13 protein-coding genes and 1 tRNA gene are annotated in these 15,503 nt (G+C 71.7%); 4 read left to right on the top strand and 10 right to left on the bottom strand.

Features of this window, described 5'->3' with window-relative positions:
• Nucleotides 1-9 precede the first annotated feature (9 nt).
• The gene (locus tag Q0818_RS06000) at nt 10-972 is read right to left on the bottom strand and encodes a DMT family transporter (protein WP_298872663.1); all 963 of its coding nucleotides are present in this window, start codon (nt 970-972) and stop codon (nt 10-12) included.
• Nucleotides 973-1,013: 41 nt separating this feature from the next.
• On the opposite strand from Q0818_RS06000, the gene def reads away from it, so the two are divergent.
• The gene (gene def, locus Q0818_RS05995; protein ID WP_298872660.1) at nt 1,014-1,580 is read left to right on the top strand and encodes a peptide deformylase; all 567 of its coding nucleotides are present in this window, start codon (nt 1,014-1,016) and stop codon (nt 1,578-1,580) included.
• 134 nt (nt 1,581-1,714) lie between these two features.
• On the opposite strand, the gene Q0818_RS05990 is transcribed toward def, so the two are convergent.
• On the bottom strand, nt 1,715-4,177 hold the full coding sequence (locus Q0818_RS05990; protein WP_298872658.1) for an acyltransferase: 2,463 nt from the start codon (nt 4,175-4,177) through the stop codon (nt 1,715-1,717).
• A 148-nt stretch (nt 4,178-4,325) separates the two neighbouring features.
• On the opposite strand from Q0818_RS05990, the gene Q0818_RS05985 reads away from it, so the two are divergent.
• The 3 genes from Q0818_RS05985 (at nt 4,326) to Q0818_RS05975 (ending at nt 7,780) form a co-directional block, all read left to right on the top strand.
• Nucleotides 4,326-4,820, top strand: coding sequence for a DUF2231 domain-containing protein (locus Q0818_RS05985; RefSeq protein ID WP_298872655.1), 495 nt, complete (start codon nt 4,326-4,328; stop codon nt 4,818-4,820).
• Between the two features lie 142 nt (nt 4,821-4,962).
• Entirely contained in the window at nt 4,963-6,537 is a 1,575-nt protein-coding gene (locus Q0818_RS05980) for a serine/threonine-protein kinase (protein ID WP_298872652.1), read from the top strand.
• A gap of 190 nt (nt 6,538-6,727) precedes the next feature.
• The gene (locus Q0818_RS05975; RefSeq protein ID WP_298872649.1) at nt 6,728-7,780 is read left to right on the top strand and encodes a hypothetical protein; all 1,053 of its coding nucleotides are present in this window, start codon (nt 6,728-6,730) and stop codon (nt 7,778-7,780) included.
• Between the two features lie 40 nt (nt 7,781-7,820).
• Here the strand turns inward: Q0818_RS05975 and Q0818_RS05970 are convergent.
• The 8 genes from Q0818_RS05970 to recO form a co-directional block, all read right to left on the bottom strand.
• A tRNA-Asn gene (locus tag Q0818_RS05970) sits at nt 7,821-7,893 on the bottom strand.
• Between the two features lie 62 nt (nt 7,894-7,955).
• Complete coding sequence (locus tag Q0818_RS05965) at nt 7,956-8,729, bottom strand: ATP-binding cassette domain-containing protein (protein ID WP_298872645.1); 774 nt, start codon at nt 8,727-8,729, stop codon at nt 7,956-7,958.
• 79 nt (nt 8,730-8,808) lie between these two features.
• The gene (gene dnaG / locus Q0818_RS05960; RefSeq protein ID WP_298872642.1) at nt 8,809-10,650 is read right to left on the bottom strand and encodes a DNA primase; all 1,842 of its coding nucleotides are present in this window, start codon (nt 10,648-10,650) and stop codon (nt 8,809-8,811) included.
• Nucleotides 10,650-12,002: a deoxyguanosinetriphosphate triphosphohydrolase gene (locus Q0818_RS05955; protein ID WP_298873145.1), complete on the bottom strand. Its 1,353-nt coding sequence runs from the start codon at nt 12,000-12,002 to the stop codon at nt 10,650-10,652. The genes dnaG and Q0818_RS05955 overlap by 1 nt, the downstream gene beginning before the upstream one ends.
• Nucleotides 11,974-13,128, bottom strand: coding sequence for a tRNA dihydrouridine synthase DusB (gene dusB / locus Q0818_RS05950; RefSeq protein ID WP_298872639.1), 1,155 nt, complete (start codon nt 13,126-13,128; stop codon nt 11,974-11,976). The genes Q0818_RS05955 and dusB overlap by 29 nt, the downstream gene beginning before the upstream one ends.
• Before the next feature lie 94 nt (nt 13,129-13,222).
• Entirely contained in the window at nt 13,223-13,906 is a 684-nt protein-coding gene (locus Q0818_RS05945) for a DsbA family oxidoreductase (RefSeq protein ID WP_298872636.1), read from the bottom strand.
• A 49-nt stretch (nt 13,907-13,955) separates the two neighbouring features.
• The gene (locus Q0818_RS05940; RefSeq protein WP_298872633.1) at nt 13,956-14,759 is read right to left on the bottom strand and encodes an isoprenyl transferase; all 804 of its coding nucleotides are present in this window, start codon (nt 14,757-14,759) and stop codon (nt 13,956-13,958) included.
• Nucleotides 14,756-15,484 (bottom strand): DNA repair protein RecO, encoded by a 729-nt coding sequence (gene recO, locus Q0818_RS05935; protein WP_298872630.1) that lies wholly within the window; start codon nt 15,482-15,484, stop codon nt 14,756-14,758. Before recO ends, Q0818_RS05940 begins: the two co-directional genes overlap by 4 nt.
• Between the last annotated feature and the right edge of the window lie 19 nt (nt 15,485-15,503).

Raw genomic sequence — 15,503 nt, 5'->3', positions numbered from 1 at the left:
GCGTGCTCGTCAGTGCACGCGGGGCTGGGCGTTCTTGCCGTCGGCCGTGATCTGAGGGTGGTGCTTGGTGAGCTGGATGACGCCCCAGGTGGCGATCGCGCCGGCGATGACGAAGCCGATCAGCGCCCAGGCGGGCGCCGTCGAGGCCTCGCCGAGCACGAGCAGGCCGATGAGCACCGCGATGATCGGGTCGATCACGGTCAGGCCCGCGATGACGAGATCGGGCGGGCCCACCGAGTAGGCGGTCTGCACGAAGTACGCGCCCACGGCCACCGCGGCGAGCAGCGCGACCAGGCACAGCAGCGTCAACCACTCGAAGTTGCCGGCCTGCGCGCGGCTGATGACGACCTTCGCCAGCGTCGCGACGAAGCCGTAGATGACGCCCGCGGCCATGATGTAGAACAGCGCCTGCGCGCGACGGCGCACGAGCACCCAGAAGACGCCGAACACGATCACGACCACGAGCAGGATGCCGAGGATGATCAACAGTTCGCGCTCGGTGATGACGTGCTCGGTCGCGAAGAAGGCCGCGATCGTGACGAAGATGAAGATGCCACCGACGCACAGCGCGATCGCGAGGAGCGACTGCCTCGTCGGCTTGTGGCGCGACACGCGGGCGTTGAGGACCGTGGTGATCACGAGCGCGATCGCGCCGAGGGGCTGCACGAGGATCAGCGGCGCCACCGAGAGCGCGGAGAGCTGGCAGACGATCGCCAGGCCCAGCATCAGCGTCCCCGCCACCCACGACGGCCGCGTCAGGAGCGAGGTGAGCTGACGACGCGACAGACCGCCGGTGGTCTTGCCCGACAGGCGCTCGACCTTCTGCACGCCGCGGTGCTGGTACTGCGCCCCGAACGACATGAAGACCGCGCCCAGCAGGGCCAGCGGGATACCGAGGAGGATCCGCGGGTCGCGGAAGACACCGACGAGTTGGTCGATTCCGTCGCTGAGAGTGGCATCGAGCGGGATCACCCCTCGACGATAGCCGCCCGCCCGCTGGATAGGCTGGTGACGTGGCCGTACTCCCGATCCGCATCATAGGTGACCCCGTGCTGCACGCACCCGCCGCCCGCGTCGACGAGATCACCGATGAGGTGCGCCAGCTCGTCGCCGACATGTTCGAGACGATGGATGCCGCCCCCGGCGTCGGGCTCGCCGCGCCCCAGGTGGGCGTGGGCCTGCGCATCTTCACCTACACGTACGAGGACGACGAGGGTCAGCCGTGGCGCGGCGTCGTCATCAACCCGGAGCTGTGGATCCACCCGCTCGAGCCCGGCTACCCCGACCCCGACGACGAGAGCGAGGGGTGCCTGTCGTTCCCCGGCGAACGCTTCCCTCTGCGTCGGTCCGAGGCCGCGCTGCTCACGGGCACCGATCTCGACGGTCATGCCGTGCGGATCGAGGTGACGGGCTGGCGCGCGCGCATCCTGCAGCACGAGTTCGACCACCTCGACGGCATCCTGTACGTCGACCGTCTCGACGACGAAGACGCGCGCGTGGTCGCCAAGATCGCGAAGAAGCGCAAGTGGGGCAAGCCGGGCGCCTCGTGGATGCCGGGCGTCGACGACATCGACGCGTGACGGCCCCGACCGCGGGGCGTGGTGCGCGGGGTCGGCGGTGACCGGACTTCTCCGGGCCGCCGGACGGCCGCTCCGCGGGCGGGGGTGCTCCCGCGCCGAGGCCGAGCCGGGCGTGCGTGCGGCCCCCGAGACGGTCAGTACAGACCGCGAGCCGACAGTTCGCCGCGCAGGATCGGGGTGAGGCGCTCGGCGAAGGCCGGCGTCACGTGGATGTCGTCGTAACGCAGTGGGGTATCACCGGCGAAGGCCGGACAGACGTCCTGCCAACAGGTGAAGGGCAGGGCGCTGATCGCCGCGTCACCGGTCAGCGCGGCCTGCGCCTCGCTCGCGGCCTCCATGGCGTTCCAGACGTCGTCGACGGCGGAGAGGCACGCTCCGGGGCCGGTGACCGGCGAGTAGCAGCGGCCCAGGTCGGCGCCGTGTGGTGGCGGTGAGAGGTACACGGTCCTGCCTGGCGGTGCCCATCCCGCGACTCCCCGGGCGGTGGCGGATGCCAGCTCCGCGGCGTCGAGATCGCGCCCGTCGACCGTCCGCGCGAGCGTGAACGCGTTCGACACCACGAGCAGGTCGGCGGGGTCGGACGCCACCATCGCCGCCACGTCGCTCTTGCGCGCCGTGCAACCGGCCGTGACCGACGGGTCGCGGCTCTCGATCAGGACGTCGGTGAAGCGGCATCCGTACATCCCGACCGTGGTGACGCGCCAGGCGCCGCCGCTCTCGTCGGCGAGACGCGCGAACGCGGGCGCATACGCCATCGCGCTGGAGTCGCCCACCAGATAGAGATGGTGGGCGGCGCCGGCGTCGCCCCACGTGCAGCCGCCCGGATCGGGGACGCGGTCGGGGGTGAAGCAGTCGTGCGCCCTGTTCGCGGACGACGAGTCGCGCAGGGATTCGTCCAGCGACGGGTGCAGCGTGGGCCAGGTGCTCGCCGTCGTCGCCGCGGCGAGGTCGCTCTGCAGGGCGGCGAGGGCGTCACCGGCCGCGGCGTCGACCTCGGCCGCGGCGGGGGCGGCGACGGGCACGCCCGGAAACGTGGGAGCGCCGTAGGCCGCGAACACCGCGAGCACGGTCGCCCCGGCCCCGATGACGAGGGTGGCGAGGGCCGCTCCCGCGCGGGGGGCGAAGCGTGCGCGCCATGACGACCAGGGTTCGGCCTCAGGCGGGGCGTCGACCGGGGCCATAGCTGACGGACGCGCGGTCGACGGGTGCGGCGCTGTCGGTGCCGGGGACGCGAGCTGTGTCGCAACACCGTGCCGCGGCGCGGCCGGGACTTCCGCCGACGCGGGAGGGGCTGCGCGGCCGACCGCCGCGTGGGCGGCCGGTCGCGCGCCCGGGTAGTACCGCTGACCGGGGACCCATCCGGCGGGGCGCGAGGAGAGAGCGCCGGCACGGGCGGCCAGCCCGGCGGGGGCGGACGGCGAGGAGGGGGCGGACGGACGGCTCACGGGAACGCTCGGCGCGGCCGTGATCGACGGGCGGCTCGCGGGAGCGGCCGCGGGAGCCGTCGGTTCGGCGACCCGTCGCTCCCGCGGCCACGGCAGGCGGTGGAGCGGCTGCTCGACCCCGAGGAAGGTCGCGACGGCGAGCACGACCATCACGAGCGCGGTGATGCCCAGGGCCGCCGGCCCCGGCGTCAGGACGACGCTCGCGAAGACGATGACCGGCAGGTGCCAGAGATACAGCGAGTAGGACATGTCGCCGACGGCGACCGACGCGGGGTTCGTCAGCACGAAGAGGTGGCGGTGCCGTGGGTCTCCCGCCACCCCGCCGGCGATCACCAACGCCGCTCCGACCACGGGCAGCACCGCCCAGGGAGCGGGAAAGGGACCCGCAGGATCCACCACGAAGAACGCCGTGACGATGATGCCCACGCCGCCCCAGGCGGCCGCACCGCCGATCACCGTCGGGATCCGCGACAGCAGCCCTACGCCCGTCGCGAGCACCGCCCCCACGGCGAGCTCTCCCCCGCGTGTGAGGGTGGAGAAGTACGCCAGAGACGGGTCGACGGGGGTGAGCATCACCGCAGCGGCCCCAGATGCCACGACCACCGCGAGTGCGAGGAGAGCGACCGTCACACGCGCACCCCGTCCGCGCCGTGCCGCTGCGGGGAGGAGGGCCACCGCCAGCAGCACGAGGAGCGGCCAGGCGAGGGAGTACTGCTCTTCGACCGACAGCGACCAGAAGTGCTGCAACGGCGAGATGTCGCCGGTGGCGAAGTAGTCGCGGCCCTCGAGACCGAAGCGCCAGTTCGACACCAGTCCCGCGGCCGCCAGCGCGTCGCCGACGGTGCGATCGGCGCGGGGGGCGGAGAACAGCGCGAAGCCGAGCGCCACGACCGTGCCCAGCACGAGCGCGGACGCGGGAACCAGGCGCTTGATCCGCCGACCGAAGAACGCCGCGAGCCGCACCGTCCCCTCGGCGCGCAGATCGGCGAGGAGGATGCCCGTGAGGAGGAACCCCGAGAGGACGAAGAACACATCGACGCCGACGAATCCTCCCCGGGGCCAGCCCGTGAGATGGGTGGCGATGACGGCGAGCACGGCCATCGCCCGCAGCCCCTGCAGGTCGCGGCGCACGCGCGAGACACTCACGGTCACGGGGATCCCTTCCGACCGGAGCAGACGGCCGGAGCGAGCTTAGTGGAAGCGCTCCCATATCCGTGGCGTCGCGCGTCGGATGCGCAGCACCTCAGCCGCTCGCGCGCAAGCCCCAAGAACGGCGACATCGCAGTGCTTCGATGAGCGCATGTGGCAGATCGCGGGGCTCCCCGCCCACCCGTTGCTCGTTCACGCCGTCGTCGTGCTCATCCCCCTCGCGGCCCTCATGGTGGTCGTCGGAAGCGTGTGGCCGGCGGCCCGCCGGCGGCTCGGCATCCTGACTCCGCTCGTCGCGCTCGTCGCACTCGTCTTCGTACCGCTGGCGAAGGAGGCGGGAGAGGTGCTGGAGCGCCAGGTGCCGGCCTCGGCCGTGCTCGAGCGACACACCGAGCTGGGCGATCAGCTGCTTCCGTGGGCGATCGGACTCTTCGTCGTCGCCGTCGGTCAGTGGCTGTGGTTCCGGTTGCGGGCACGGCGCGCCGACGAGCCCACGCGCTCGGCGCGTCCCGGCGCGAGGGTGGCGACGATCGCCATCGCCGTGGTGGCCGTCGTCGTGGCCGGCGCGACCACGTACTCCGTCGTGCAGGTGGGCGACAGCGGCGCGCGAGCGGTGTGGTCGAGCGACGGCGGCGGCGCGAACTGAACGAGCCGCCATTATGGGCGTCCCCCTCGTCGCCCGCTACCCCCGCCGCGGGAGCGGCGAAGGGCCGTAGCGTTCGAACCGGTGGATGTCGCCCGACGCCCGCCCGCTGCATGCCCTCGCGGCACCCCGTGTGAAGGAACCGATGAGCCACGCTCCCGACCTGACGATGCCCCACGCCGGTGACATCCTCGGCGGACGTTACGTGCTCGCCGAGCGCATCGGCGCAGGGGGCATGGGGCGGGTCTTCCGGGCGCGCGACGAGGTTCTGCGTCGCGACGTCGCCGTGAAGGTCTTCTTCGCCGACCGCACCGATGAGGCCGAGTCGCTGCGGCGGATGGCGGAAGCACGGGCCCTGGCCGCCCTCGACCATCCGTCGCTCGTGACGCTCTACGACGCCCGCCTCGACACCGGCGACCACGTGTACCTGGTGATGGAGCTCATCGACGGGCCCTCCCTCCAGCGGCGCATCGAGCGGGGAGCTCTCGCACCCGCGGACGTCGCCGGAATCGTGGCCGACCTCGCCGCAGCCCTCGCCGTCGTGCACGAAGCCGGGATCGTGCATCGTGACATCAAGCCCTCGAACGTCCTCCTCCGGCCCGTGCGCGGAACGGACCGCGGTATGGAAGCCGTCTTGGCCGACTTCGGTGTCGCCCACCTCGTGGATGCCACGCGGCTGACGACCCCCGGAACGGTCATCGGCACCGCGGCCTACCTCGCGCCCGAGCAGGTGCGCGGCGAACCGCCGCAGCCGGCCTCGGACGTGTACGCGCTCGGCCTGCTGGCCATCGAGGCGCTCACGCGCCTGCATCCGTTCGGCGGCGGTTCGGTGCAGGAGACGCTTCTCGCGCGGCTCGCGCGTCAGCCGGACATCCCGGCATCGCTCGGGTACGCGTGGAGATCGCTGCTGTCGGCGATGACGGCGCACGATCCCGCCGCCCGGCCGTCGGCCACCGCCGTGGCCGAGCAGACCGTCGAGCTGGCGGCGGGCCGTGAGACGGTCGCGGTCGACACGGGGCCGATGACCGTGGTGGACGACGACGCGTGGATCGATCTGGGGCTGCCGGCTGTCGCGATCGCCGCCGGTGACTTCACGGCGCGACTGTCCGAGCCGACGGTGGCCCTGCTGTCACCGGCGACGGCCGGCGATGCGGCGTCGAGCGGCTCCCGAGCGACGCCGGACGCAGCGCCCGCGTCCCCGTCGCGCCGACGCCGCTGGGCATGGGCCGGTGTCGGGACGGCCGCGGCCGTGGTCCTCGGCGGGCATCTCGTGGCCTTCTCGTTCACGGGCTCGGGCAGCGTCCCCGCCAGTGGGAGCGTTCCGTCTCCGACGCCGTCGCTCGTCGCAGAGACCTCTGCTCCGGCGCCCTCGGAGACGCCCGTCGACATCCCCGTCGAGCCGGTGGTCGATACCGGAACCGATGTCTCTTCCGGCCAGGCTCCGGCTGCCCCGGTCTCGGTCGACCAGACGCCGGTGGACCAGACCCCGGTCGAGGTCATCCCCTTCGAGCCCGCCCCCGTCGAGCAGCCCGCATCCGGCTCCGGACCCGGAGCGGAACCGGGGGTCGGCCCGGGAGCGGATGCCGGCGGTGGATCGGCATCGGGCCGCGGTAACGGTGCCGCGAACGGCGCGGGAAACGGCGCGGGAAACGGCGTGGGAAACGGCGGAGCGAATCACAAGGCCAACGGAAACGGGAAGGGCGGCCCCGGCGCGCCCTGAGTCGACGTCGGCGTGATCGCGTCCGCTGGTCTCTCCACGGAACCGTTGGCGGATTCACGATCGCTGCCCCTGGCGCGGCCACGCGTCGACGCGGGACACCCGCCGCCCCGGATCACGCCTTCTCGAGGGCCGGAGCGCAACCCCTCGCGGGCGGCCGTGCAGACCGCTTGACTCCCGGGCGGGGGGAACCATGTCGCCGAGGAGAGCCGCGATCGTCGTCGCGATCGTTTCGATGCCGGTTCTGGCGGCATCCGTCGCCTTCCTCCCCACCGGCGGCGGAGTGAGTCTGTTGTCGGCCCTGGGGATCGCGGTCGGTCTCACCGGCGCCGGTCTCGCGATGCTCTGGGCGACCCGTTCGTCGTGGGAGCCGGAAGCCGCACCTTCCCCCCGTGCCCCCGACCGGAATGCGGCGCACCGCCGAGCGCGCCGTCTCCTGCGGGTGCAGGGGTGGGTCGGGGTCGTCGGGGGCCTCGGCATCCTGATGCTCTCGCTCGGAGTGAGCGACGCCGAACGCGCCGCGGTGCGCCTGGGAGCTCTGGGCGTGGGCCTGCTGATCCTCGGCATCGTGAGCATCGTCCTCGCCCGCACGACCGGTCGAGAACGGAGAGAAGAGGATGCCACTCCCGACGACGAGCCGCTCCCGTCGGGGTGGGTGCTCGTTTCGCGTCGCGACCGCGGTGCGCTGGTGATCTTCCTGGTGCCCGGCCTCGTCGCCGTGGTGTGGGGCGCCTGGCAGGTCGTCCCTCTGATGATCCTGACCGCCCGCAACGCCCCGCCGGGGATCGTCGTCCTCCTCGGCCTCAGCGCGATCGCGGTCGTCGCGGGGCTCGCCGTGTGGGCGCTGCGTCAGATCCCCGACGTCTGGATCGACGCAGAAACGGCGCGGGTGCGGGTCGGATCGCGGGTCGTCGCGGGAAGCGCGTTGACGTCGGCCCGGGTGACCGCCACCGCGATGATCACCGGCGGGACACGATCGCTGTTCCTCATCCTCGAGGGGCCGGAGAAGCTGCGTGTCCCCGTGTTGCTGCGTCGCCGCGGCGAGCTCGCGATGAATCCCGCTCAACGACGCGCGACTCTCGCGCTGATCGACGCGGCGGCCATCGAGCTGCCCCGCGCGAAGGAGGATCCGCGAGGGAAGTTCTCGCGGACGCTGTACCCGACGCACCTCGATGCCGGACAGGCGCGCGAGCTCGTCGCCCACCCGCCGCGTTCGGATGAGGACCTGCCGATCACCGTCGGGTGAAACGACGAAGGCCCGACGCGGACGTCGGGCCTTCTGCGGGCTCCCCGGCTTGGACTCGAACCAAGAACCTATCGGTTAACAGCCGATTGCTCTGCCAATTGAGCTACCGAGGATCATGCTCACCTCGCGGCGGGCAACCCCACGATACTAACAGCACACGGGGGTGGCGGAAAAATCAGCGGGCCGAAATCCGTCGCTCGGGCGTGCCGTCCGGCGTCCACTGCAGGGTCTGGTCGCCGTGTCCCAGGGCGACCGCGTGACCGGCGTGCAGCACGAGCACGTCGGCGTCCAGATCGCGCGGGGCGTCGGCGTCGTTCGTGACGATCAGCGACGCCATCCCCCGCTCGTCGCGACGGCGGATGATCGAGGCGCGCGCCGCAGCACGCACCTCGACGTCGAGGTTGGCGTACAGGTCGTCGGCGACGAACAATCGCGGCTCCAGCACGAGAGCACGCGCGAGGGCGACCCGCTGACGCATGCCTGCGCTGAGCTCGTACGGGTACTTCGGCGCGGTGCCCAGCGGCAGTTCCATCTCGTCGAGCAGCGTCGCCACGCGCACGGCCAGAGCCCGCGTGTTGACCCGGCGGTCGCGGCTCGTGATGGGTTCGGCGATGACGTCCTGCACGGTGAGACGGGAGGGCAGTCCGGCGCCGGCCCCCTGGGGCAGGTAGCCGGTGTGGAAGGTCCACTCCCGACGGGCACGGCCCGGACGCCGCGCCGAGATGCCGTGAACGCGCGCGTCTCCCCCGACGACCGCCAGGCCGTCGTCGGGGTGACCGGCCAGCAGCGACACGAGGGAGGTCTTGCCCGCCCCCGTCGCTCCGCGGACGACGAGCGTGCGCCCGGCGGGCAGGGTGAGGGTGATGCCGTCGATCACGCGCACGCCGCTGCGCGCGAGCGAGAGGTCGTCGGTGCGGAGGGCGACGTCGGTGTCGAGTGACCGGGGCATGCTCCCATCCTCGCCGAGGATCGCGTCCCCTGTCGCGGGGCTTCCTCCCGACACGCCGGTGCGGTAGCCCCGGTGGGCCTCAGCTCGCGACGAGTCGCTGCCGATCGGCATCCAGTTCTCGAAGGCGCAGACGAAGACGCCGGCCCTCCTCGGATTCGGCCGGGACGCGCTGGATCCCCCGCAGCAGTTCGTCTTTCTCGCGTTGCAGCTCGCGCACGAGCAGGCCGCGGGCGAGGTCGTTCGCCGACGCCACCGCGCCTTCCTCGGTGCGCGCGGGGAACTCGGCCGTCAACAGCTCGGCGGCGAGGGAGCGGAACGGCTCACGGACCGCCTCGACGGCCGTCACGGCCCAGCCGGGCTGCGACAGGTCCGTGGATGCCAGGGAACTGCGCACCGCTTCGAGAGCCGGGTGACCGAACGGGGTCTGCAGCGCCCGCAGGAATAGGTCGGGCTCGATCCGGTGCCCGTACTGCAGGAAGGCCATCATGGCCCCGCGCTCGAGGGCGACGTCGCGGGTGTGCGGCAGCGAGGCCATCGTGACCGACACGGCGACGGGGGCCGGGTCCGCGGTGCGCTGCGCGTCGCGCTTCTCGGCGCGATCGGCACCGCGGGCGGCGCGTTCGACGGCGGCCTGCACTTCGGGGATGTCGAGTCCCAGACGCCGGGCCAGCACGCGCACGTAGCCCGGCCGGAGCGCGGGGTCGCGGATGTCGGCGACGATCGGGGCCGCCGCGTGGAGAGCGCCGGCACGACCCTCGACGCTGGAGAGGTTGAAGTCCTTGAGTCGCTGATCGATGACGAACTCGAACATGGGGGCCTTGGTCTCCATGAGCGAGCGCACCGCGCCGTCGCCGCGCTGGAGACGCAGGTCGCACGGGTCGAGGCCTTCGGGGGCGACGGCGACGTACGTCTGCGCCGCGAAACGCTTCTCATCGGCGAAGGCCCGCAGCGCCGCCTTCTGGCCCGCGGCATCCGGGTCGAAGGTGAACACGACCTCTCCGGAGCTGCTGTCGTCGCCCATGACGCGGCGGAGCACCGTGATGTGATCACTGCCGAACGCCGTGCCGCACGAGGCGATCGCCGTGGTCACTCCCGCGAGATGGCAGGCCATGACGTCGGTGTACCCCTCGACGACCACGACGCGGTGCGAGCGCGAGATGTCGCGCTTGGCCAGATCGAGGCCGTAGAGCACCTGCGTCTTCTTGTAGAGCGGGGTCTCGGGGGTGTTGAGGTACTTCGGGCCCTGGTCGTCGTCGTAGAGCTTGCGCGCGCCGAAGCCGATCACCTGACCGGTGATGTCGCGGATGGGCCACACCAGGCGCCCGCGGAAGCGGTCGTAGACGCCGCGCTGGCCCTGCGACACGAGTCCCGCCTGCAGGAGCTCGTCGCGCGTGAACTTCTGCGCCGTCAGGTGGTCGAGCAGGTGCGACCAGCCCTTGGGCGCGTACCCGACGCCGAAGTGCGCGGCCGCCCCCGCATCGAAGCCGCGGTCGCCGAGGAAGCGGCGGCCGGTCTCGGCCTCGGGGGTCATCAGCTGCGTGCGGAAGTACTCCGCCGCCGCGGCATTGGCGGCGTAGAGCCGCGAGCGACCCGACGTCTCGGGGGCTGCTCCCCCGTCTTCGTAGTGCAGCGTGTACCCGACGCGCGCCGCCATGCGCTCGACCGCCTCGGTGAACGACACGTGATCCATCGCACGCAGGAACGAGTAGACGTCACCCGATTCACCGCAGCCGAAGCAGTGGTAGTAGCCCACCTGGGGCCGCACGTTGAAGCTCGGACTGCGCTCGTCGTGGAAGGGACACAGCCCCTTCATCGACCCGACGCCGGCGGGCTTGAGCGCGACGCGCTCGCCGATCACGTCGGCGATGTTCACCCGCGCTTTGACCTCGTCGACGTCGGCCTGACGGATGCGACCCGCCATCAGGCATCCGCTCCGCGCGAGGCTCGGGCGCCGGGAGCCCAGACGCCGAGCTCGGCGGCATCCACCTCGCCGACCAGGCGGCCGTGCCACGAGATCGCGAGCTGATCGGTGAGACTCGCGACCTGGTCCACCACCACGCGACGGCGCGCGGCGTCGTCGGCCGCCGCGGCGAAATCGGGAGCGTGCAGGGCGTCGAGAGCGCCGGGGTTCTCCCACAGGGCGGATGCCAGGCGCTTGAGCACCTGACGCTGCTCGCGGTAGAGCACCTTGCGGCCGTCGATCGACACGACGGTCGCGCCGATGATGCCCTTGAGCACCGCCATCTCGACCTCGACCTCGGCGGGCACGATGACGTTCGCGCGGTACCGCGTCAGCGCGTCGGCCGGGTAGGCCTCGCGGGTGGCGGCGGTGGCCGCGCGCGCGAAGCGACCGATGAGATCGGACGTGAGGTTCTTCAGCCGCGCGAGCGCCGGGCGCGTGCCGTCGAAGGAGTGGATCCACTCCGGCATCGCCATGAGCCGTTCGAGACCCGCCGCCAGATCGTCGCGGACGAAGTCGTAGCCCACCCAGCGCTGGATGGCGTCGAGCAGTCCTTCACGGCCGACGCGGGATGCCAGGCGCGCGGGGTCGACGTAGCGGTTGACGACCGCGTCCTCGAAGTCGTGCACCGAGTAGGCGATGTCGTCGGAGAGGTCCATGACCTCGGCCTCGATGCAGCGCTGCCGTGCGGGTGCACCCCCGCGCATCCAGTGGAACACCGGTTCGTCGTCGGGGTAGACGCCGAACTTCAAGCGTCCGCCGGGATCGGGTACGGGCTCGTCGGCCGTCCAGGGGTACTTGCAGGTGGCGTCGAGGCTCGCGCGCGTGAGGTTCAGACCGAACGGTTCCCCCTCGACGCCGAACACCTTGGGCTCGAGGCGCGTGAGGATGCGCAGGGTCTGCGCGTTGCCCTCGAAACCGCCGATGTCGTCGGCCCACTCGTTGAGCGCCCGCTCGCCGTTGTGACCGAAGGGCGGGTGCCCGAGATCGTGGCTCAGGCAGGCGGTGTCGACGACGTCGGGAGACAGCTGCAGGGCGGTCGCGAGCTCTCGGCCCACCTGCGCGACCTCGAGGGAGTGCGTGAGGCGGTTGCGGGCGAAGTCGGCCGGGCTCGCCGGGCTCAGCACCTGCGTCTTGGCCGCGAGGCGCCGCAGTGCGGCGGAGTGCAGCACGCGGGCACGGTCACGGGCGAAGTCGTCGCGCTGGGAACGATGCCGTTCGACGTGGAACCGGGCGGCGTCCGCATCCTCGTACCCGAGGGGACGGGCCGTCGTCACCGCCACCTCAGCCGCCACTGTGGTGCAGCTCCGCATCGGCGAGGGCGCGACCGGCGGCATCGCCGATCTCGCGGGAGTCGAGCCAGCCATCGGGGAGAGCCGGGCGCTTCGGGGTGCCGGCGCGTCCGCGCTGACCCTCGGCCGCGGCGCCCGGGTACGGGGCGTCGAGCTCCATCGTGGACAGGAGCTCGTCGATCTCGTCGAGGGTCGAGGCCGTCGCGAGGCTCGCGCGCAGCTCGCCGCCGACGGGGTAGCCCTTGAAGTACCACGCGACGTGCTTGCGGATGTCGCGGCACCCGCGGCCCTCGTCGTCGAAGAACTCCACGAGCAGCTCGGCGTGGCGCCGGAACGCCTTCGCGACGAAGCCGAGCGTCGCGTCGACCGGCTCGCCGTGCGCGGCGCCCGGGCCGCCGAGGGCACGTGCGAGGTCGCCGAAGAGCCACGGGCGTCCGAGGCAGCCGCGACCGACGACGACACCGTCGCAGCCGGTCTCGTCCATCATCCGCACGGCGTCGTCTGCGGACCAGATGTCGCCGTTGCCGAGCACCGGCACACTCGTCACGGTCTCTTTCAGCTTCGTGATCGCGGCCCAGTCGGCGTGACCGGAGTAGAACTCGCTCGCCGTGCGCGCGTGCAGGGCGATGGATGCCACGCCCGCCCCCTCCGCGATGCGGCCGGCCTCGAGGTAGGTGAGGTGATCGGCGTCGATGCCTTTGCGCATCTTGACCGTGAGCGGCTTGTCGCCCGCGGCCGTGACGGCGCGCTCGACGATCTCGCGGAACAGCGACGTCTTCCACGGCAGCGCGGCTCCCCCGCCGCGGCGGGTGACCTTCGGCACGGGGCAGCCGAAGTTGAGGTCGATGTGATCCGCGTGGTCTTCGTCGACGATCATGCGCACCGCCGCCTCGACCGTCGCCGGGTCGACCCCGTAGAGCTGGATCGAGCGCGGCGTCTCGGACTCGTGATGGCGGATGAGGCGCATCGTGGTGTCGTTGCGCTCCACCAGAGCGCGCGTCGTGATCATCTCGCTCACGTAGAGCCCGGCACCGTATTCGCGACACAGACGACGGAACGCCGTGTTCGTGATGCCGGCCATGGGAGCGAGCACGACGGGGGCGTCGAGTTCGATGTTGCCGATGCGCAGCGTTCGCGTCGGAGCCATTGCCGTATTCACTGTCTCATTCTCCCAGACGGTCGCACGACACGGTGCCCGCCCCCGAACGGATCGGGAACGGGCACCGGATGGGGAGGAAGGGTCACGCGTCGGCGGTCTCGACGACCTCGCGACGCTCGCCCCAGACCTGACGGGCGATCTGCGTGAACGCCTCCACCGGCTGCGCGCCGCTGACGCCGTACTTACCGTCGATCACGAAGAAGGGCACGCCGGTGATGCCGAACTGGCGGGCCTGCTCCTGGTCGGCGCGGACGGCGGCGCGGTAACGCTGCGACGAGAGCGCCTCGCGCGCGGCATCCGCATCGAGACCGACCTCGGCCGCGAGCTGCACGAGGTCGTCGTCGCGTCCGACGTGCTTGCCCTCGAGGAAGTACGCCGACATGAGCAGCTCGGCGAGCTCCAGCTGCTTGCCGTTCTCCTTGGCGAAGTGCAGCAGCTCGTGCGCCTTCACGGTGTTGGTGTGCTTGAGGATGTCGAAGCGGTACGCGAGTCCCGCGTCGGCGGCGACGCCGGTGACGCGGTCGAGCATCTCGCGCGCGGACTCGGGCGAGATGCCCTTGTGCTGCGAGAGGTAGTCGACCTCTCCCCCGTCGAAGTCCTCGGGGGTGTCGGGCGAGAGCTCGAACGAGTGGTACTCGATCTCGACGACGGGAGCGTCGTCATCGGCGGCCGTGGCGGCCAGGCCGTTCTCGAGGTTGCGCTTGCCGATGTAGCACCAGGGGCAGGCGATGTCGCTCCACACGTCGATCTTGATGGCATCCGTCATATCGCGTGCAACCTTCCGGATCGTCGATCTATTCCGCGAGCGGCATTCGTCAGGCGGTGGGCTTGTCGACCGCGCCGCCGAAGCGGCGGTCGCGCGAGAGGTACAGCCCGATCGCGTCCCACAGGTGCGTGCGCCGGAAATCGGGCCACAGCGTGTCGAGGAACACCATCTCGGCGTACGCCGACTCCCACAGCAGGAAGTTCGAGGTGCGCTGCTCGCCGCTGGAGCGCACGAACAGGTCCACGTCGGGCATGTCGGGCTGGTAGAGGTTCTTGCGGATGAGCTTCTCGGTCACGGCCGATGCCTTGAGCTTCCCGGCCGCGATGTCGTCGCCGATGCGGCGCACGGCATCCACGATCTCCACCCGCCCGCCGTAGTTGACGCACATCGTCAGCGTCAGGGTGGAGTTGCCCTCGGTGAGGCGCTCCGCGTGCTGCAGCTCCTTGATGACCGAGCCCCACAGGCGCGGCTTGCGACCCGACCAGCGGATGCGGACGCCCCACTCGTTCAGCTGATCACGGCGGCGGTGCAGCACCTCGCGGTTGAAGCCCATGAGGAAGCGCACCTCGTCGGGCGAGCGCGACCAGTTCTCGGTCGAGAACGCGTAGACCGAGAGGTGCTTCACCCCGGCCTGGATCGCCCCGGCGACGACGTCGAGCAGCGCCGCTTCCCCCGCACGGTGGCCCTCGACGCGCGTGAGCCCCTGCCGGTTGGCCCACCGCCCGTTGCCGTCCATCACGATCGCGACGTGCTCGGGTACGGCCCCCTTGGGGTAGGCGGGCGGGTACTCCCCCGTCCAGTCCAACGGGCGGTACGGCACGGCGTCGCGGTGCGTGAACGGCTTCGGTGTCATCGATGCGCCTCCAGGTGCGAGAGGGAGCGGATGCCGCGCTCCAGATGGAACTGCGCGTACGCCGCGACGAGGCCCGAGGCCGCGGCGGTCGTGCGGCCGGGGGCGGCGTCGATGGTCTCCCACTCCCCCGCCATGAGTGCACGGAGCATGTCGACGGTGTCGCGCGACACGCGCGGGGATCCCGCGGGGGCGCAGGTCGAGCAGACCACGCCACCGAGCTGCGGGAGGAAGTAGTCGTGGTCGCCGATGGTGCCGCAGCGGGCGCACTCGGTCAGCCCCGGCGCCCAGCCCGAGAGGGCCATGGCGCGCAGCAGATACGAATCCAGCACGCTGCGCTCGGAGTGCTCGCCGCGGGCCAGCGCGCGGAGCCCGCCGACCAGCAGCAGGTACTGCTGGGGCGTGGCCTCGGCCTCGTTCAGCCGGTCGGCCGTCTCGACCATCGCGCTGGCGGTCGTGTAGACGTCGTAGTCCGCCACGATCTCGGCCCCGTAGGAGCCCAGCGACTCGGCCTGCTGCACGATGTCGAGGTTGCGGCCCTTGAACAGCTGCACGTCGGCCACCATGAAGGGTTCCAGCCGCGAGCCGAACTTCGACGACGTCCGCCGCACCCCCTTCGCGACCGCGCGGATCTTGCCGTTGCGGCGGCTGAGGAGGGTGAGGATGCGGTCCGCCTCCCCCAGTTTGTGGGTACGCAGGACCACGACTTCGTCGCGGTAGGTGGGCACAGTCCATTATCGGTCCGCG

This window comes from uncultured Microbacterium sp., from assembly GCF_947489255.1.
Classification (GTDB): Bacteria; Actinomycetota; Actinomycetes; order Actinomycetales; family Microbacteriaceae; genus Microbacterium; species Microbacterium phycohabitans.
The sequence above is the reverse complement of the archived record's forward strand: the minus strand, read 5'-3'. Positions and strand labels throughout refer to the sequence as shown.

Excerpts from the sequence above, each read along its gene's own strand:
- Q0818_RS05985 (WP_298872655.1), top strand. The coding sequence starts at position 4,326 with ATGTGGCAGATCGCGGGGCTCCCCGCCCACCCGTTGCTCGTTCACGCC.
- Q0818_RS05980 (WP_298872652.1), top strand. The coding sequence starts at position 4,963 with ATGAGCCACGCTCCCGACCTGACGATGCCCCACGCCGGTGACATCCTC.
- Q0818_RS05975 (WP_298872649.1), top strand. The coding sequence starts at position 6,728 with ATGTCGCCGAGGAGAGCCGCGATCGTCGTCGCGATCGTTTCGATGCCG.
- Q0818_RS05965 (WP_298872645.1), bottom strand. The coding sequence starts at position 8,729 with ATGCCCCGGTCACTCGACACCGACGTCGCCCTCCGCACCGACGACCTC.
- dnaG (WP_298872642.1), bottom strand. The coding sequence starts at position 10,650 with ATGGCGGGTCGCATCCGTCAGGCCGACGTCGACGAGGTCAAAGCGCGG.
- Q0818_RS05955 (WP_298873145.1), bottom strand. The coding sequence starts at position 12,002 with ATGCGGAGCTGCACCACAGTGGCGGCTGAGGTGGCGGTGACGACGGCC.
- dusB (WP_298872639.1), bottom strand. The coding sequence starts at position 13,128 with ATGGCTCCGACGCGAACGCTGCGCATCGGCAACATCGAACTCGACGCC.
- Q0818_RS05945 (WP_298872636.1), bottom strand. The coding sequence starts at position 13,906 with ATGACGGATGCCATCAAGATCGACGTGTGGAGCGACATCGCCTGCCCC.
- Q0818_RS05940 (WP_298872633.1), bottom strand. The coding sequence starts at position 14,759 with ATGACACCGAAGCCGTTCACGCACCGCGACGCCGTGCCGTACCGCCCG.